The following is an 18922-nucleotide window of genomic DNA, read 5'->3' on the forward strand; positions in this document are numbered from 1 at the left end:
ACAAATTATGACTGAACAATTATTAAAAATGTACAAAATGGGACGTACCCGTTTAACCAATCAACTACCAAATATTAAAGAAACTGATCTAAGCAAAAAGCTGCATCCGAATTCTAATTCTATTGGTTTTTTGTTACGACATATAGCCGAAGTTGAACACCTCTTCGCAAAAAATGTATTTGGATTGGATATAAAGGTGACATTACAAACTGTAGGTAAAGGAATTCATGATAGCGGTAAATTTGTAGACCTTTCAAAGGAGTTAGAATTTCTGAACGAAGCGGCATCCGTTATGGAGCAAGCGATTTTAAAAACAACGGATGAAGATTGGAAGAATAATATTACCACAGCTGAATTCGGTACTGTAACAAAAGCAGAAGCACTTTCGAGAATCATTTCGCATACGGGTTATCACGTAGGGCAGGTGGGATTGATATTGAAATACGCGTAAAGTAGCTCTATTTCATTGCTAAGTCAATCTTCTAAATTGGCTCCTAACCCTACGTGTTGGTTTTGTAAATCATTAACGTTTAGTCTATTACATAGGTTATGCCGTTCCCAGCAAAAATGCTAAATTTGCCCTTCAAAATTTAAGCACAAGTGGATAAGAAATCGTTAATAGGTCTGGGTTTAATTGCAGTTATTTTGGGTGTATGGCTTTTTATGAGCGGCCCCAGTAAAGAACAGATTGCCCGTAATAAACAAAAGCAAGATTCAATAACTAATGTACAAAAGAAGTTAGCTGAAGAAGAAGCGAAGAAAATTGTACAACAAACTCAAACCATTCAGGATACTTTAAAGCCCGCAACTGTTTTAAGCGATTCAGCAATGAACGCTTTAAAAGTGGATGCTTACAAAGATTTTGCGGTGGCTGCACAAGGCACTGAAGAAATCGTTACCATCGAAAACGAATTACTCAAAGCTTATGTCTCCACTAAAGGAGCACAGGTAATAAAAGTTGAATTGAAAAAATTCTCGCGTTCAGGTAAAACAGAGCCATTGGTTTTATTTGATAATGATAGTTTGCAATTCGCTTTAAAATTAGATGCCTATGAACGTTCCCGCATACTTTCAACGGATAGCTTTTACTTCAAACCATCTGAAAAGAACATAACGGTTAGCGGCACTACGTCAAAATCGGTTTCTTTCAAACTCGAAACTTCAAAGCCCGGTTCTTATATTGAGTATGTATATTCTTTAAAGGGTAATGATTATATGCTTGGTTACGATATCAAATTCGTAGGCATGGATAAAATCATTTCTTCAAATGTCGATCAAATGACACTTAACTGGCGTATGACTTTGCCTCAGCAAGAGAAATACGTGGAGAAAGAGCGTGAAGTAGCAACTGCTTATTATAAGTTCACAGTAGACGAACCGGATTATATTAATCCACGTACGGATGAAGACAAACCGTTGAACGATGCGCCTATCAAATGGATAAGCTTTAAACAACAATTCTTTAACTCTACTTTAATTGCTGAGACTGAATTCTTGAAAGACGGTAGTTTTGTAAAAACCGGTAGTCGTACTAATACCAGTAACGTGGTTAAAGTGATTAATTCAGATTTAGGAATTCCATTTAATCATACGCCAAGTGAAAAGTTCGCGATGAAGTTTTATTTCGGACCGAATGATTACAAGACTTTAAAAGAATACGGTAACGAATTAGAGCAAATCATTCCAACCGGATGGAGCATTTTCAGCTACATTAATAAGTGGATGGTTATTCCTTTATTCGATTGGTTAGGGAGCATGAACATGGGTATTGTGATTTTGATACTCACCTTAATTGTAAAAATTATTTTGTTACCAATCGCGTACAAAACTTACATGTCGGGTGCGCGTATGCGTGTTTTAAAACCGGAAACGGAAGCAATTAATGCTAAGTTTAAGGATGGTGACCCAATGAAGAAGCAACAAGAAACAATGGCTTTATACCGTAAAGCCGGTGTTAATCCGCTTTCAGGTTGTGTGCCTTTGTTATTACAGTTTCCTATTTTAATTGCCTTATTCGCCTTTATTCCTGCAGCGATTGAGTTACGTCAAAAAGGATTTTTATGGGCCGATGACTTATCAACTTACGATAGTATCTGGACATTCGGTAAAGTAGCTATCATTAATAGCATTTACGGCGACCATGTTAGTTTATTTGCTTTATTAATGTTCGTGTCTACGCTTGTGTATACGTATATGAACAGCAGTATGATGGCGCCACAACAAGGTACTCAAATGCCTGGCATGAAATTCATGATGTATTTTATGCCGGTAATTTTCTTAGCGGTTATGAATAGTTATGCGGCCGGTTTAAGCTGGTATTATTTCTTAGCGAACATGTTTACCTTCTTACAAAACTGGGTTATCAAGAAAATTGTATCAGATGAAAAAGTGCGTGCAGAAATTGATGCGAATATGAAGAAGCCTGTAAAGGTTTCCAGTTTCTCTAAGAAATTGGAAGAAATGGCAAAGCGTCAGCAGCAATTACAGCAAGAGCAACGAAAGAAGAAATAATATTTCTCAAATAAAAAAGCCCTTCAGAAATGAGGGGCTTTTTTTGTAAAAAATAATTTATGTTTGATTTATTTCTTTTCAGTAAGAGTTTTAGCTTCTTTTAAATCAATGCGTGTGCCGTTTTTGAAAGCCACCGCAAAACAATCTTTAAACCCGGCATCTCTCAATTTAGCCTGATGTTTAAACGCATCGTTCGCGTTATTAAAATTACCTGAAGTGTATTTATAAAAGCTTCCTACCTTGTAGTAACTGCCATTTTCAATCGCGGAAAACTTGGCATCTTTTAAGTTCAGTTCCACATCGCTGCTGGCAAATTGCACTTTAAATTCAATTTTATCTTCAGTGTTACCTTCCATTTTTACCGGTGTGCTTTCCGGTTTTTCATCAGGGTCATTCACTACAACTTCTTTAGCAGGTGTTTTTTCAGGTTCCGGTTTCTTGTCTTCTTTCGGTTCTTGTTTTACGGTTTCTTCTTTGGTGGTTGAATCTGCCGGGTCAATTTCTTTCTCAGGAGTTTTTGTTTTTGCACTATCGGGTTTTGCCGCGGTTTCCTTACCGTTACCATTTCCATTTTCTTCTTCAACGGCATAGTCGTCTTTTTCTTCTTTCACCGGTTTACCGGTATTTCCCGCTTTTAAATTTTCATTTTCGAGTGGCTCCAGATTCGCGTATTCATCATTGTATTCTTTCTTTTTTCCTTCTACTTCATCTTTAAACTTTCTGAAGCCATTGAAAATAGAAGCAGCCACATATTTTTGTCCTTTCTCCGAACCTAAAAATTGTTCTTCTAATGGATTCGTTAAGAAACCTATTTCGGTTAATACACTCGGCATGGCTGTCCGCCACAATACCCAAATACTCTGACGATGCACCCCTTTATCAACGCGTCCGGCTTTACTGGCGTACTCCGACTGAATTTTTAAAGCCAGATTAGCACTTTGAATCACGTAAGCAGACGTGTAATTACTCATGATGATGTAACTTTCTTCGCTTTCAGGGTCAAAGCCCGCGTACTTTTGTTCGTAGTTGTCTTCTAATAAGATTACGGAGTTCTCACGTTGCGCCACTTTCATCTTCCCCTCTTCATTTTTCAATCCCATCACATAAGTTTCAGAGCCAAACGGAACAGGATTGGTCGTTTCCACCACTACAATTTTTCCTTTTTTGTTTTTGTAAGTCTTAGCACGCAATTTTCCTGTTTTCTTATCACGAATCATAACCGGTTTACCGGCTGCGTTACAGTGTATGGAGATGAATAAATCCGCTTTATTTTTATTGGCAATCTGAGCACGATCTTCCAGTTCAACAAATACATCGGTAGTCCGCGTGTAAATGACTTTTACATCTTTGCAATGCTCTTCTATCAGTTTCCCTAACCTTAATCCTACAGCTAGCGAAATGTCTTTTTCCTTATGCGTGACGCCATTACAACCGGGGTCTTTTCCGCCATGTCCGGGGTCAATAACCACCACTTTGATACCTTTCGGTTCATCCTTGCCAAAGGAGGCAAATAACACAAGGGAAAACAGGCAAACTGAGAGTAAAATGCCTATTTTTTTAAGGTTTTTTATTAATATCTTCTTATTGAGCACTGTAGCTAAATACAAGTATTTAGTAGATTTGTATCTTATCAAAATTACTTTTAAAGGTTTGACCCTTACCGGCCGCGTTATATTAGTTTTCTTATGGGCTTTGTTAATATCTGCCCCTAATAACGCCTCTGCGCAGACTACGTTACCCAAGGATAGTGTTAAAACTGTTAATTTGGATACCCTTAAAGAGGAAGAAACTCTCGAGCATAAGGTGATTACCAACGCACGTGATTCGAGTCGTTTTGAAGCGGATGGGAAGAAGCTTTATTTGTTTGGGGAGGCTTATGTGGAGTATGATAACATGAATTTAAAGGCTGAGTTCATTGAGGTTGATTACGAAAAGAACCTGGTAACTGCTTACGGAAGGGTTGACTCTACCGGTAAAAAAACAGGAACTCCTGTTTTTAAGGATGCCAATGAGGAGTTTAACGCCGAAAAAATCATGTACAATCTTAAAACCAAAAAGGGAAAGATTTACAATGTACTCACCAAACAAGGCGATTTATTGGTGTTTGGAAATGAAATTAAAAAAGATAGTACCGACATTGTTTACATGCGAAATTTAAAATGTATTCCTTGTCAGTATGATGATGCGCGCACTGTTTTTCGTGCTACTAAAGCTAAAATTATTCCCGATGATAAAATTGTTACCGGTCCGATGTATCTGGAAGTAGGAGGCGTGCCAACACCGCTGGTATTGCCTTTTGGATATTTTCCTAATTCGAAGCGTCGTCACAATGGCGTTTTATTGCCATTTGTTGGTAATTCACCCGGACAAGGTTATTTCCTGAAGGATGGTGGTTTTTATTGGGGAATAAGTGATAAAACCGATATGGTAATTCGTGGCGATATTTATTCGAATGGAAGTTGGGGCTTACGTACAACGAATTCGTATAATGTTTTGTATAAATACAGCGGTGCTTTGAATTTAGGTTTTTCTGAATTTGTGATTGGAGATAAAGATGTGCCGTCGAGTTTTAGTAAGCAGCAATCTTATAATATTGGTTGGCTTCACACGCAGGATAATAAAAACAATCCATCGGTTCGATTTACATCCAATGTAAATTACATTAATCAGAAGTATAATAAATTTAATGCGCTGAATTCCGGACAATACTTAGCAAACACCTTTCAATCGAACATCAATTTCACAAAAAGTTTTCGTCGCAGTTCTTTAAGTGTGAATGCCACCGGAAGTCAAAATACCATTACGGGCTTGGTTGATTTATCATTTCCTCAACTCACCTTTAACGTGAATCGTTTTTTTCCTTTTAAACGAGAAAATGCGGTTAAGCAAAATGTATTAGACAAAATCGGAATTAGTTATTTGCTCGAAGCAAGAAATACTTTAACAGGATTTGATTCAGTCTTGTTTAAAGGTAATATTGCCGACCGTTTGCGCTACGGTATTAAACATAGTTTACCTATCTCCACTAATTTTAATGTGTTTAAATATATCACGGTTACACCGGCCTTAAATTTAAGTTCGGTGATGTATACTAAGTCTACCAGAAAGGAATTTTTGTATTCCGATTACAAAGTTAATACAGATACCGTCAAAGCTTTCATTGCAGGATATGATGCTAATTTTAGCACCAGCGCCTCAACCAAATTGTTCATGGATTACATTTTTAAATCGAAGCGTGTAAAACAAATCCGTCATTTATTAATTCCATCCTTAACTTATTTGTATCGTCCTGATTTCGGTGAAGAACAATATGGATTCTGGAAGAAGGTACAAGTAGATACCTTAGGCAATCAGCAATATTACAGCGTATTTGAGCAAAATATTTTTGGGGGTCCGGCATTGGGTGAACAAAATTCTTTGAGTTTAAATTTGAGTAATAACATTGAAGCCAAGGTTCGCCAGAAATCCGATACAGGAATTACCTATAAAAAGGTAACTGTATTACAAAATTTAAGTGCAGGAGTGAGTTATAATTTTGCGGCAGATAGTTTTCAGTGGAGCAATGTTTCGGTAAGTGCGCGAAATAAACTTTGGAAGTTTTTTGATTTGGTAGGAAGCGCGACATTTGATCCGTATGGTTATAACTACACGACTAAAAAACGAATCAGCGTATTAGCCAAAGAGTATAACGGAGAAATAGCACGATTAACCGTAGCGAACATAGCGGTAAACGCTTCCTTTAGTTCAAACATGGTAGAGGCGATGCGTAATGCACGTAAGCCGCCTAATATGACGAATGCTGCAGAGCGTGGCGCAGAGCAAAAAGCATCACCTCAAGAAAGATTGCCTTGGAATTTAAATGTGTATTATAATTTAACCATTGATAAATCCATCACTGTTAAACCAAAGTTTGTACAATCTTTAAACTTTAATGGTGATATAAGCGTCACTAAATTCTGGAAACTTGGTGTGACGAGCGGATATGATTTCACGAATAAAAAATTAAGTTATACGAGTGTGAATGTGTACCGCGATTTAAAGTGTTGGGAGGCTCGTATCGATTGGGTGCCCTTTGGCTTTAGAAAAAGTTACAGCTTAACCATCAATATCAAAACCAGTATGCTCAGCGATTTCAAAATTCCTCGTCAGCGTAACTGGTACGATAACTTCTAATCTTCGATACTGCAGTACGTTTCGCTCCAGGGAATATCGCCCCAATGGTCTTCGTAGTATTGATCGCATTTCTCTTTTGCCTTTGTTTTGGAACTATGCGTGGTAAATACTTTTTCAGTACCACCAGGGCTAGTGCATGAGCATGTATAGCTTTTTTTGCAGGCAATTAAAGTCAAGGCTGTCAGCAAAACAGCAGGTATTAAAATAGATTTCATTAGAAAAAGTCTTGGTTTAAAATAAAACGTTATTCAACGCGCTTTATTGTACAACCAATTGATTTGGTTTCCTGAGTTGCAGGAACAGCTCCTTTGGCCACTGCAGTTAAAGCGTCTTTTAAGTAAGGTGCTTTTACGGCAGCCGGATCTTTTACGTTATCATCAATGGCTCCTTTATAAACAAGTCCTTTATTATTGAATAAAAAACATTGTGGTGTACGTGTAGCGCCGAAGGCGTTCGCCAATTTAGAGGAGGCGTCAACGGTATATAAACATTTCAAATTTTGTGCTTGATGGTATTTCACCATGGCATCGAAGCTATCTTCTTCGCTACGTTGCGCTTCATTACTATTAACAATAATACAGCCAATCCCGTTTGCTAAACAGTAGTCGCTATACTCTTTAATACGGGTTTCGCTGAGTTTAACATAAGGACAAGTATTACATGAGAAAATAACCAATAAGCCTTTTTCTGTCTTAGCGTCATTAAGTGCCACTTCTTTACCGCTTACATCCTTCATCTTATAGGCAGCTTCAGGCATAGGCTTATTGAGGGCTAATTCCTCGAATGTAGGAGCAGGTTTTACAAAAGCTAATGATAAAACTCCGGCTAGGGCTAAGGCACCGATTGAAAGTAATTTCTTCATGACATAGGGTTTATATTCATAAATGTACAAAATTCATACCATAAATGGGGGCATAACGTGTGTTAAATTTAATAATTTGTTAATGAAGGTAGTACTGAAAATACTACCTTCATATACTAATTTTGGTGCCCGGAATTGGTAAAAAAGTGATCACCCTAAAGGAATTTTAACATTCGCAATCCTTCGTTAAAAGAATCCTTAACCGCTTTTTTCAGCTACTATAAAATGGTAAATGAAAAAAAGTAAAGTCATATCACAATTCAGTTTAATTGCAGGATTTTTTCTTTTGCCTATACTTTTTAAAGCTCAGGTTTCTTTTTCCGGTTGTTATATCAGTGGTGCATTAATCGACCCGGGTTCTACTGCAGGATGTGGCAACAGTGGAACAAATAATTATTGCAACTTAGCTTCTTTGTATGTGCCGGCTTTTACGCCAACTGCTTGTGGTACATTTACTAGTTCGAGTGGAGTTAATCATGTGAAGGGAACAATTTACACTTTGCCTGCCGGGTGTACAGCCACAATTGAAGCCGAATTTAAAAAAAGAAATTATTTAGGAGTAGGAGCTACGGCAACAGGTTGCAGTAATAGCGGAATGGATGGTTCTCCGGATGGATTAACGATTACTCAGTCGGGAGGCACCATTATTTCTCAATTTTCTCAAATAGATGTGAATGTCGGAACTTGTGGCGCATACGGTGCATTGGGTTCCTACACTACTGCTGTTGCTACTATTTCTCCTGGATGTAATAACGCAGATGGTTATGTAAGGATGGTATTAACCGGAGGTACATTTACCGTAGGAGGCGCATCCAACCGTGCTGATGAAATAATAACCTTTACTATTAATCTTTCCGGTACTTGCGGACCATCTTGCAGTAATGTGTTGCCTATAGAATTGGTTTCTTTTTATGGAGTTCCCGACGAAAATAAAGTGAATCTCCAATGGAAAGTTGCGAGCGAACTTAATGTGGCCTATTACATCATTGAAAAAAGTTTCAACGGTGTCGATTGGATGGAGATTTCCCGAATTCCATCCAATAGCGAAACCTTTGGTGTCAATCAAACTTACCAAACCTGGGATTATTATCCGCAAACAGGAATTAATTATTATCGTTTGAATAATTTGGATAAGAATGGCGATAGAGGAGATTCGCGGGTAATTATGGTCAATTTTTCAAGGGAAACAATGCCGTTTTGGTTAGAGCAAAATAAAGACGAATTGATTTTACATGCCGGCGCACTAAGTCAAAACGAAACGGTAGAATTATATGATGTTTCCGGACGATTGATTAATACGTTTGTGTTTTCAAATGGACTGGCTGTGCTGAGCAAACAAAATCTAGCAAAGGGTTTGTACAATTTGCGAGCCACTTCCAATAAAAGTTTTAAATTTAGCAAAGTGATTATTTATTAATGCGATTATTCATTTATATAATTTCATCTTTCTTGTTTTTCGCTTGTTCTGAATCGGCACACCAACCTGTGTTTGAAAAGTTAGTTGGAGTTTGGCAGATTGAAGGGGAAAATGAATTTGAGCAATGGACTAAAAACAACGATGGTACATTTTTCTCGGCCATGTTTAAAGTCAAGGATGGCGATACAACTTTTAGCGAAACTGTTAAAATTTATAAAAACGAAAAGTCGAAGTGGGTGTTTGAGCCATTGGTAAGCGGACAAAACGCCGGTAAGTCGGTTGCGTTTACAGAAGTACTACTCAACGAAACCCAAGTTAGTTTCGAGAACCAACAGCATGATTTTCCGAAGTATATTCATTATTCATTAGTATCCCCCGTAAAACTGGAAGCATTTATTGCGGGTGGCAGCGATACAGTTCGGTTTAACTTTAAGCGCTTGCCTTAAAGTATCTTTTAATTATCAAGACGTTATTGTTTAAATTAAGTCGCACGTATCAAATTTGCGTGGCTCAATTTTCTGCAATTTTATTTCAGTGGAAAATAACGTTACAATACCGGAGAAAAAATCAAGTGGTCCGATAAAAAGGATTTTTAAGTTTTTTGCATGGCTATTATTTATCACTGTCTTTTTAATTGGATCAGCCATAGCCTTAGTATTTTTTTATGAAGATGAAGTTAAGCAAGCAATTATTGGTGAGCTGAATAAAAATTTAAAATCGGAAGTGCGAGTTGATCCCAAAAACATTGATATAACTTTTATAAAATCATTCCCAAAATGCGCCTTGGAGTTTAAGGATGTATTGATTCTGGAAGCATTGGAAAAAAAGGAGCGTGATACTTTAATCTACGCGAATGATATTTTATTAATGTTTAGTTTACAGGATATCTGGAATAAGAATTATACCATCAATAAAATTAAATTAAACAAAGCGAATTTTTATCCCGCCATTGATAAAAGAGGAAACCCAAATTATATTTTCTGGAAATCGACTGAAACAAAAGGAAATGAAAAGGTAAGTTTTAAATTAGAAGAAATTTCACTGAGCGATATCCGCCTTCGGTTTAAGAATGCAAAAAACAGATTTAAAACCTCATTGCATTTTCATAATTCGGAGTTTACAGGAAATTTTAGCGATAAGGAATTTGCCTTAGTCGCCAAAGGGAAAGCGGATGTGAATTACATCACAGGAAATAAAACCAATTACCTGCGAAATAAAAAAATTCGATACGACTTAGAGTTGAATGTTACAGGCTCTAATTACAATATCAATAAGGCAGAGCTTGCGCTTAATGAAATGTATTTTGCGCTGGAAGGTAATTGTAAATATTCCGATAGTTTAGAAAAAGCCGATTTAACGTTCAGCGGTAAAAATCTGGACATAGCTTCCGTCTTATCGTTGTTGCCTGACGAACATTCCAACAGAATAAAAGATTATGAGAGCGACGGTCAGTTTTACGGCAAAGGGAAAATAAACTATAAATCCGGTTTTGCACCGAACATTACGGCCGATTTTGGAATAAAAAACGCGACAGTAACCTACAAGCCTAACAATACTCAATTAAAGGAATTAATTGTTGAAGGAAAACTTGTGAGCAATGAGAATGACAGTTATCTGAATTTTGCCAATGTATCGGCAAACATGGGAAAGAATTCTATATCCGGTTTTTGCCTTCTGAGTAATTTAAGTGATCCTTATTTAAACATGAATGCAGAAGTGAATACTGATTTAGCAGAATTAAATTCCTTTTGGCCAATTGACACATTAGAATATATAAGTGGTTCCATTCATTTAAACGCCTCTGTAAAAGGTAAACTCAGTGAAATAAAAAAGTCTGCTTTCTCTAATGATGTGATTGCGCAAGGAAAAGCAGACTTAAAGGAAATCAAAACTAAATTCAAAGATAAACCCAACGAAATAAATATTAGTACTGGTCATTTCGAAATGGCCAACCGCAGCGTGAAGCTGAATGATTTTAAAATTATCATTGGTAAATCTGATGTAGAATTGAATGGCGAATTACCAGGTTTCATTAATTATTTAACCGATCAAAATGCACCGTTAGTGATTGATGCGAGTTTAAAATCAGGAAATTTAATTTTAGAGGATGTAATGTATGGAGGAGAAAGCAAAGGAGAATCACAACAAATAAATATTCCTTCTAATTTGAATTTTAAATTGGCTGCTGTTATCGAGAAATTGAGTTTTTCGAAATTTGAAGCCACAAATCTAAAAGGTGATGTGGTAATTGCTAATCAAAAGATTCTATTAAGTGATTTGTCGTTGAATACAATGGATGGGCACGCAGTCTTAAATGCCAGTGCAGATGCTTCCGGTGAAAACATTCATATCAAAGCTGCGTCGGATTTAAGCAAGATTAATATTTCGAAATTATTTTATCAATGCAATAACTTCGGACAAAACACACTTAATGAAAAACATTTGAATGGTTTTGCTACGGCAACTATAAATTTTTCGGGCGACTGGAGCAAAGCGTTGAATGCTGATTTGAATAGTGTAGCTGCAACCGGAAACTTAAGTATAGAACAAGGAAGGTTAGTTGATTTTAAGCCCTTGTTGAGTTTGTCAAAATATATTGAAGTAAATGAGTTGCGTGATATAAAATTTCAGGCTTTGCAGAGTCATTTTGATATTGCGAATCAGGTTATTTCCATTCCAAAAACAACCATTAAAAATTCAGCCATGAATATTGATTTATGGGGTAAGCATACATTTAAAAACGAAATTGATTATCATATCCAGCTTTTGTTAAGCGAATTATTAGCGAATAAGAAGAGAGCGAACAAGCAATTGGATGAAGAAATGGAGGTGATGGAAAATGATCCCGAAAACAGAAGAAGTGTTTTTATTGTGATGACTGGAACAGTTGACAATCCTATTATTAAATACGACAGAAAAGGCTTGAAGCAAAAAATAGGTGAGGATATTAAAGCTGAAAAGCAAACCTTGAAACAAATACTGAAGGAAGAGTTTGGTTTGTTTAAAAAGGACAGCACACTCCTTAAGAACGAGAAACCAAAAGCTGAGGAAAAGTTTAAAATCGACTATGGCGATAACAAGGAGAACAAGCCAAAGCCATTACAACCTAAGAAAAAAGAAGAAGACGATGATGACTTTTAAGCCATTTTAGGTTGTTGACCTAATTGGTACAAAAGCTTAGCGTGTGAAGCAACAGCACCTAAAAACGTTTTCTTGCTGTGATAAGGTAAATTAAACTCTTTAGCAGTTTCCTTAATAATTGGCGCGATGTTTTTGTAGTGCACGTGACAAATATTAGGGAATAAATGATGCTCAACCTGGTAATTTAATCCGCCAACAAACCAAGATAAGATTCTTGCATTTGGTGCAAAATTAGCAGTCGTTTTCATTTGGTGAGACGCCCAATCGTCTTGCATTTGGTGTGTTTCTTCACTTGGCGTTGGGAATTCGGTCATTTCAACAACGTGTGCCGGTTGGAAAATTAAGGCAAGAATTAATCCGCAAGTAAAGTGCATGATTGCGAAGCCAAGAAGAACTTTCCACCAAACCAAATTCACGAAAATAATAGGAATGATGATGGTGAAAGTCCAATAAAAAAACTTATACATCAATAAACGTAGAAATTCTTTTCTGTAAGTTGTGTTATGAGTTTTTAATAACCCCATTTTGTTATAGCGGGATAATTGATTGAAATCTTTCGTGGTTGCCCACATTAAAGTCATTAAACCATAAAAGAACCAAGCATAGATAAACTGGAACTTGTGAATTTTTCTGTACTCGGCATGTGGCGAAAAACGAAGAAAGCCAAGTGGAGCAATGTCTTCATCATGACCTTCAATGTTAGTGAAAGTATGGTGAAGATTGTTGTGCTGTAGATGCCAGTTTAAAGAGCTTCCGCCGATAAAAGCCATGCTTAAGCTCATCAATTTATTAATTCCTTGTTTTTGAGAATAGCTTCCGTGAACTGCGTCATGCATAACTGAGAGGCCGATGCCGCTCATGCCGATGCCCATGGCAATACATAAACCAATTAAAATATAACCATTACTAAAAGTATTAGTTACAAGAAGAAAGTAAGGAGTTAAATAGAAGGCGAACATAGCGATGGATTTTATGACCATCTTGTAGTTACCGTATTTTGAAATGTTGTTCTGACGGAAATAATCGTCAACTCTTTTCTTAACAGTCATATAGAACTGACGATTGCTGTTGTTGAATCGAATGGCGTTGGTACTCATTGGGGTATTCTGTTTTAATTTTTAATTGTACAAATATAGCTCATAAATGACCTAAATCTGCTAAGGCAATGTTTATTTATCAAACATTGGCATTGTGAATTTTAGATTAGTTTAAATACTTGATTGCCAAATGGCTTATTGGTGATGATATTTCTCACCTTTTGAAATTGTAAATGCACGGTATAATTGCTCTGTAAAGAATAATCTTACCATTTGATGAGAGAAAGTCATCGCTGATAAGGATAATTTATAATTCGCTCTTTGATAAATACTCTCATCAAAGCCATAAGGGCCTCCAATTAAGAAAACCATATTTTTAACATTTTCAAGGGCTTTTTTGTCCAAAAATTTACTGAAATCAACCGAATTTAACATTTTTCCGCCCTCATCTAAGAGAATTAAATAATCGTTATCTTTCAATGATTTCAGAATAAGCTTGGCTTCCTCACGTTTTTGTTCAGCTTCCGGCCTCATTCTCACGGCTTTTGGCACATTTATTGTGGTTATTTCAAACGCCGCATAATTTTTTAATCGTTTGTTATAAATCTCTATACCCTCAATTAAATAGTTTTCGGTGGTTTTGTCAATTTGCAGTAGAGAAACTTTCATTGATATTAAACGTATAAAAAATTAAGATTTAGTAAATTTAGCACCAATAAATGAAACTCATCATATCTATAGCACTTTTTGTTTCTACTTTCTTCAATGCATTTGATGTGACGGATGATGTGGTAGCGGCCATCAAATCGGGTAAGTCTTCCGAATTAGTTAAGTTTTTTGATGAAAAACTTTCAGTGAAAATTTTAAATCAGGAAGACTTATTAAGTAAATCGCAGGCCGAGGCTAATATTAAATTCTTTTTCGAAAAGCATGCAGTAAAAAACTTTATTGTTTCTCACTCTAATTCGGTAAATGCTAATGTTCAATTTATCACCGGTACGCTCGAAACATCAGCCGGAAAATACAGAGTATCTGTTTTAATCCGACGTAATTTAATTTCGCAATTCAGAATCGAGAACGAGAATGAGTAATTACATTCAGCTGCACAGTAAGCACTTTGATTTTAAAAAATTTGTATTGTCTTGTCTACAAGAAGATGTAGGTGATGGCGATCATACTTCTCTTTCAACAATTCCCTCTCAGCATAAAGGCAAAATGCAGTTATTGGTGAAGGAAGATGGTATTTTAGCAGGTGTAGAAGCAGCTCTTCAGATTTTTAAAATCATCGATAAGACCATTAAGGTAAAGTTACTTTTGAAAGACGGCACGCGTGTAAAAAAAGGTGATGTCGCTTTCTTTGTAGAGGGTAAAACACAAAGTCTGCTCACGGCTGAACGATTAGTGTTAAATGTGATGCAACGCATGAGTGGTATTGCAACTAAAACAGCACACTTACAAATTCTCTGCAGTGGAACCAAAGCAAAAGTGATTGATACACGTAAAACAACTCCAGGATTTCGTTTTTTTGAAAAGTGGGCCGTTGTTATTGGTGGTGGTGCCAATCATCGTTACGGCTTGTTTGATATGATTTTAATTAAGGATAATCATGTTGATTTTGCAGGTGGAATTACACAAGCAATTGATGCGGCAAATGCTTATCTGAAATCGAAAAGAAAAAAGCTGAAGATAGAAGTTGAAACACGCACCATAGAGGATGTAAAAAAAGTATTGAAACATGGAGGTGTACACCGAATTATGCTCGATAATTATACACCTGCGCAAACTAAAAGAGCCGTTCAGCTCATCAATGGCCGGGTAGAAGTGGAGTCTTCAGGTGGTATTACTGAAAAGAACATTGCTAAATACGCGCAAGCCGGGGTTGATTTTATATCCATAGGAGCCCTTACTCATCATATTAAAAGTTTGGATTTAAGTTTGAAAGCACTTAAATAACTTTTATCTTTAATCATTATTATTCCATCTTATGAGGTTAATTCTTTTAGCTTTGATATTTCCTTTTTGCTTATTAGCTCAAACTGAATATATCGATTACCGTTCTGTTACCAACCCTCTTTATTGGAAAAACCGTAAACCACATGCCGCCTATTGGCAGCAGGATGTACATTATACAATCAAAGCCGAAATTAATGATAGTACTGATATTGTAAGCGGACATGAATCATTAACCTACTGGAATAACTCTCCTAATGATTTAAGCTTCGTTTATTTTCATTTATATAGTAATGCGCAAAACAAAGATTCTTATTTATCCGATCTGTATAAAAATAACGGGTACAAATTAAAGTATAGCAAATACAGAGAGAAAAATTTGGGAACCGTGGTTGAAACAATTTCCTTAAACGGAAAGGAGTTAAAAACCGAATTGGATAACACCATTTTAAAAGTGTATTTGCCTAAGCCTATTCCTTCCGGCGAATCAGTAACTTTTGAAATTGATTTTAAAACTTATTTTGATCAGGAAGTAATTCGTAACCGAATGAAAATGTTTAACTCGTTTGGAAGTAAACATTATGATTTGGTGCATTGGTACCCTCGTATTTCTGTATTTGATCGTAAGTTTAATTGGGATACAGATCAACACATGGACCATGAGTTTTATGGTGACTATGGTTCGTTTTATGTGGAGTTAACCATGCCGAATTATTACATTGTTGACGGTACCGGAACGATGGTGAATGAGAACGAAATGTTGCCTGACACATTACGCGCTAAACTTGATATCAGTAACTTCTTCAATAAAAAATGGAATTCTCCTCCAAGTAAAATCATTGCAAAAAACGGAACCAAAAAAACCTGGAAATTCAGTTCGATAAATGTTCATGATGTTGCTTACACTGCGGACCCAAATTATAGAATTGGTGAAGCCATTGCTGAAAATGGCGTGCGTTGTATTGCGCTTGTGCAAGAGCCGCATGCCGCAGGTTGGCGAAATGCGGCACAATACATGACTAAAATTATTGAGGTTAATAATTACAATATTGGTGTTTATCATTATCCTAAAATGATTTGTGCGGATGCCAACGATGGGATGGAATATCCAATGATTACCTTAAACGGTGGCTATGATCCGGATTATCGATCACTTTTTATTCACGAAATGACGCACAACTGGTTTTTCGGGATGGTGGGAAGTAACGAAACATACCGGGCTTTTTTAGATGAAGGTTTTACGCAATTTTACACTGCCGATACTTATCAGTTTATTGATGGGCCTTTATCAAAACGTATTCCGCCAAAAGGCAAGTATGCACAAAAATTCACATCATCTGTTCGTGTCATTGATGAACAAATTTACAATGGCTATTATGGCTCAGTGGTTACACGTGGCGAAGAAGTTTCGTTAAATACACATAGTGATGATTTTAATGGAGGTATCCGTCATGGTGGAGGTTACAGCAGTGTTTATTTTAAAACTGCAACCATGCTAAAAAATTTGGAGTATGTTTTGGGGCGCGCCTTTTTTGACAAGGCTATGCAACATTATTTTAATCAATGGAAGGTATGTCATCCGTATCCCGAAGATTTCAGAAACTCTATCATTCAATATACCGGTGTTGATTTAAATTGGTTTTTTGATCAATGGTTAGAAACCGGAAAAACTATTGATTACTCAATTGGAAAAATAAAAAAGAAAAAGGGAAGTGTTTATGAGATTACGTTTAAGCGTAAAGGTTCTATGCAAATGCCGGTTGATTTTACCATTATCGATAAGAATGATTCGGCACATCATTATTCTATTCCTAATACGTGGTTTCAAAAACCTACTGGCGCTAATACCTTGCCGCGTTGGATTGGATGGGGTCCAAAACTAAAAACTACCTACACGGCAACAGTAACAATTAAGGAAAAAATCAAAAATATTATCATTGATCCTAGTTATCGCTTGGCGGATGTGGATATGGTTAACAATGTAAAGCGAAATAAAATTGATTTAAAATTCGATTCAAAAATTTATAATCCTCCAAATTGGAAACAATACGATATGCGCGTTAGACCTGCTTTATGGTATAATGGATATGATGGAATAAAAATTGGTGCGCATCTGAATGGAAATTACATGAATGTTAAACATGTTTTTGATTTAACCGCATGGTTTAGTACAGGATTAGGTCAAGCTCCTTTCGATAGTACGGTAAGTACTAACAGTTACAATCAGATTTCTTTTTTGTTTAATTATAAAACAAGTTTAAATCGATACTTGAAACGTAGTAATTTCTATTTGCAATTGAAATCCTTAGATGGATTAGATGGCGGTACAATTGGACTAGAAAGAAAAAACAATAGTGACAAAACTCGTTTTTATGCTCATTATAAAGCGATGCTGCGAGATCTACCGCAAGACATGATTTATTTACTCAATGATAAAGAGTGGGGGTATCAAAAGTTTAATGGAGCGTTTCATTTGGGTATGGAGCACAACTATAAGTATAAACGTGGCGTAGGAAATATTTTACTTAATTTCCGTGCGTCAGCATTTACCAAGGATTACGATTACTCTGCTGTTACTTTAAATGTTGTAAATAAAAATGATTTAGGAAGAATTAATATCAATACACGTGTTTTTGCGCAAATGGGATTCGGTAATAATATTCCTTCCGAATCAGCCTTGTATGTAGCAGGAGCCAATAATGAGGAATTAATGGATAATAAATACACGCGTTCAATGGGAATTTTTCCATCCGATTGGGCAGGTCATGGAAACATAACGAATCATTTTACTGCCGGCGGTGGCTTGAATTTAAGAGGTTATTCGGGCTATTTGTTGGCAGAGAAGGGTAGCGATGGTATTGTGAGATATAATTATAAAGGAACAAGCGGAGCGGCGTTTAATACAGAGATTGAATTTGGAGAATTATTCCGATTTATGAATTTCAAGTTTTTAAAGAACAGCATCAAAATGCAACCTTATTTATTTGCCGATGCAGGACTCATCAATACAAATTACACATTTGAACCTTACAAGTTTAGTGAGATAATGTATGATGCTGGCGTTGGTACAACATTCAGCATTGTTCGTTGGGGATCACTATATGGCATCGCTCCATTAACGATTCGTTTTGATATGCCGATTTTCATTAGCCGTTTGCCTTATCAAGAAACAGACTATCTTCAATTCCGTTGGATGATAGGAATCAATAAAGCCTTTTAATGAAGGAATTCAAGGAAGAACAACGTTTTAATCAAATTTGGGTATGGGCTATTTTAATTGCTCCAATGGTAATGGTGTTTTCGCAGTTAGCGATTGTCATAACAGGCAAGGAGGAGTTTAAGACCGAAGAAATTATTGCTTTCCCCTTCCTCATTCTCGTGTTTACGATTTTAATTATTTGGTTCAAGCGAATGGTTCTTGAAACAGTAATAACAGCAGAGGGAATTAGTATTCATTATAAAGGTCTCTTCACTAAAAAACAATTTCCTAAATCAAAAATTTTGAAAGCTGAGATCGTTACCTATGATCCACTTTGGCATTATGGTGGCTGGGGATTACGCTATAGCTCCAAACGAGGTTGGTGCTACAATGTAGCAGGAGATAAGGGATTAAAACTAACTCTTAGTAATGGTAAAACTGTAATGATTGGCACACAGCAGCCAGAAGAGATAGATTCAATACTAAAATTATTTCAATATCCTTTTTAGTTTTATATGTTTGGCTGTTTATGATTAAATTGATTCTATAAGATATAATCAAAAGGATTATTAATTAGAGTAACTAGACTTCATTTATAATCAATAAAAAAGCCCCTGATATTCTCAGGGGCT

General features: G+C 36.2%; 15 protein-coding genes. 10 read left to right on the forward strand and 5 right to left on the reverse strand.

What is annotated here, in order from left to right:
- Positions 1 to 7: 7 nt before the first annotated feature.
- Together J0L69_05975 and yidC are read left to right on the forward strand one after the other, a co-directional pair.
- Positions 8 to 451, forward strand: a complete 444-nt coding sequence (locus tag J0L69_05975; protein MBN8692722.1) for a DinB family protein — start codon at positions 8 to 10, stop codon at positions 449 to 451.
- 149 nt (positions 452 to 600) lie between these two features.
- Positions 601 to 2511 carry a membrane protein insertase YidC gene (gene yidC / locus J0L69_05980; protein ID MBN8692723.1) on the forward strand — a complete coding sequence of 637 codons (1911 nt, stop codon included), beginning with the start codon at positions 601 to 603 and terminating at the stop codon, positions 2509 to 2511.
- Between the two features lie 68 nt (positions 2512 to 2579).
- Here the strand turns inward: yidC and J0L69_05985 are convergent, their stop codons facing one another.
- A complete protein-coding gene (locus tag J0L69_05985; protein ID MBN8692724.1) occupies positions 2580 to 4103 on the reverse strand; it encodes an N-acetylmuramoyl-L-alanine amidase in 1524 nt (507 codons plus the stop codon).
- 172 nt (positions 4104 to 4275) lie between these two features.
- Here J0L69_05985 and J0L69_05990 point away from each other — a divergent pair, with 172 nt between their 5' ends.
- Positions 4276 to 6684 carry an LPS-assembly protein LptD gene (locus J0L69_05990; protein MBN8692725.1) on the forward strand — a complete coding sequence of 803 codons (2409 nt, stop codon included), beginning with the start codon at positions 4276 to 4278 and terminating at the stop codon, positions 6682 to 6684.
- On the opposite strand, the gene J0L69_05995 is transcribed toward J0L69_05990, so the two are convergent.
- Positions 6681 to 6872, reverse strand: coding sequence for a hypothetical protein (locus J0L69_05995; GenBank protein MBN8692726.1), 192 nt, complete (start codon positions 6870 to 6872; stop codon positions 6681 to 6683). The two genes, J0L69_05990 and J0L69_05995, sit on opposite strands and share 4 nt — an antisense overlap.
- A gap of 56 nt (positions 6873 to 6928) precedes the next feature.
- Positions 6929 to 7546, reverse strand: coding sequence for a redoxin family protein (locus tag J0L69_06000; GenBank protein MBN8692727.1), 618 nt, complete (start codon positions 7544 to 7546; stop codon positions 6929 to 6931).
- Positions 7547 to 7778: 232 nt separating this feature from the next.
- Between J0L69_06000 and J0L69_06005 the strand changes: the two genes are divergently transcribed.
- The 3 genes from J0L69_06005 to J0L69_06015 all read left to right on the forward strand — a co-directional run bounded on the left by J0L69_06005 (position 7779) and on the right by J0L69_06015 (position 12104).
- A complete protein-coding gene (locus J0L69_06005) occupies positions 7779 to 8963 on the forward strand; it encodes a T9SS type A sorting domain-containing protein (protein ID MBN8692728.1) in 1185 nt (394 codons plus the stop codon).
- The gene (locus J0L69_06010) at positions 8963 to 9409 is read left to right on the forward strand and encodes a hypothetical protein (GenBank protein ID MBN8692729.1); all 447 of its coding nucleotides are present in this window, start codon (positions 8963 to 8965) and stop codon (positions 9407 to 9409) included. Before J0L69_06005 ends, J0L69_06010 begins: the two co-directional genes overlap by 1 nt.
- 88 nt (positions 9410 to 9497) lie before the next feature.
- A complete protein-coding gene (locus J0L69_06015) occupies positions 9498 to 12104 on the forward strand; it encodes an AsmA-like C-terminal region-containing protein (GenBank protein MBN8692730.1) in 2607 nt (868 codons plus the stop codon).
- Here J0L69_06015 and J0L69_06020 read toward each other — a convergent pair.
- Both J0L69_06020 and J0L69_06025 read right to left on the reverse strand, forming a co-directional pair.
- Positions 12101 to 13201: an acyl-CoA desaturase gene (locus J0L69_06020; GenBank protein MBN8692731.1), complete on the reverse strand. Its 1101-nt coding sequence runs from the start codon at positions 13199 to 13201 to the stop codon at positions 12101 to 12103. The genes J0L69_06015 and J0L69_06020 overlap by 4 nt on opposite strands.
- A gap of 135 nt (positions 13202 to 13336) precedes the next feature.
- Positions 13337 to 13810, reverse strand: a complete 474-nt coding sequence (locus J0L69_06025) for a 23S rRNA (pseudouridine(1915)-N(3))-methyltransferase RlmH (GenBank protein ID MBN8692732.1) — start codon at positions 13808 to 13810, stop codon at positions 13337 to 13339.
- Between the two features lie 50 nt (positions 13811 to 13860).
- On the opposite strand from J0L69_06025, the gene J0L69_06030 reads away from it, so the two are divergent.
- Genes J0L69_06030 through J0L69_06045 form a run of 4 tightly spaced genes read left to right on the forward strand, consistent with a single transcriptional unit; the run spans position 13861 to position 18799 of the window.
- Positions 13861 to 14232, forward strand: coding sequence for a DUF4783 domain-containing protein (locus J0L69_06030; protein MBN8692733.1), 372 nt, complete (start codon positions 13861 to 13863; stop codon positions 14230 to 14232).
- Positions 14225 to 15094, forward strand: coding sequence for a carboxylating nicotinate-nucleotide diphosphorylase (gene nadC / locus J0L69_06035; protein MBN8692734.1), 870 nt, complete (start codon positions 14225 to 14227; stop codon positions 15092 to 15094). The genes J0L69_06030 and nadC overlap by 8 nt, the downstream gene beginning before the upstream one ends.
- A 31-nt stretch (positions 15095 to 15125) precedes the next feature.
- On the forward strand, positions 15126 to 18311 hold the full coding sequence (locus tag J0L69_06040; protein ID MBN8692735.1) for a M1 family peptidase: 3186 nt from the start codon (positions 15126 to 15128) through the stop codon (positions 18309 to 18311).
- A complete protein-coding gene (locus tag J0L69_06045; protein ID MBN8692736.1) occupies positions 18311 to 18799 on the forward strand; it encodes a hypothetical protein in 489 nt (162 codons plus the stop codon). The genes J0L69_06040 and J0L69_06045 overlap by 1 nt, the downstream gene beginning before the upstream one ends.
- Positions 18800 to 18922 lie beyond the last annotated feature (123 nt).

It is taken from the genome of Bacteroidota bacterium, from assembly GCA_017303905.1.
In the GTDB taxonomy this organism is placed as follows: Bacteria; Bacteroidota; Bacteroidia; order B-17B0; family Aurantibacillaceae; genus JAHEYG01.

What these genes read in the sequence shown, in the direction of transcription:
- J0L69_05975 (MBN8692722.1), top strand. Translation starts at nt 8, where the DNA reads ATGACTGAACAATTATTAAAAATGTACAAAATGGGACGTACCCGTTTA.
- J0L69_06000 (MBN8692727.1), bottom strand. Translation starts at nt 7,546, where the DNA reads ATGAAGAAATTACTTTCAATCGGTGCCTTAGCCCTAGCCGGAGTTTTA.
- J0L69_06005 (MBN8692728.1), top strand. Translation starts at nt 7,779, where the DNA reads ATGAAAAAAAGTAAAGTCATATCACAATTCAGTTTAATTGCAGGATTT.
- J0L69_06010 (MBN8692729.1), top strand. Translation starts at nt 8,963, where the DNA reads ATGCGATTATTCATTTATATAATTTCATCTTTCTTGTTTTTCGCTTGT.
- J0L69_06020 (MBN8692731.1), bottom strand. Translation starts at nt 13,201, where the DNA reads ATGAGTACCAACGCCATTCGATTCAACAACAGCAATCGTCAGTTCTAT.
- J0L69_06025 (MBN8692732.1), bottom strand. Translation starts at nt 13,810, where the DNA reads ATGAAAGTTTCTCTACTGCAAATTGACAAAACCACCGAAAACTATTTA.
- J0L69_06030 (MBN8692733.1), top strand. Translation starts at nt 13,861, where the DNA reads ATGAAACTCATCATATCTATAGCACTTTTTGTTTCTACTTTCTTCAAT.
- nadC (MBN8692734.1), top strand. Translation starts at nt 14,225, where the DNA reads ATGAGTAATTACATTCAGCTGCACAGTAAGCACTTTGATTTTAAAAAA.
- J0L69_06040 (MBN8692735.1), top strand. Translation starts at nt 15,126, where the DNA reads ATGAGGTTAATTCTTTTAGCTTTGATATTTCCTTTTTGCTTATTAGCT.
- J0L69_06045 (MBN8692736.1), top strand. Translation starts at nt 18,311, where the DNA reads ATGAAGGAATTCAAGGAAGAACAACGTTTTAATCAAATTTGGGTATGG.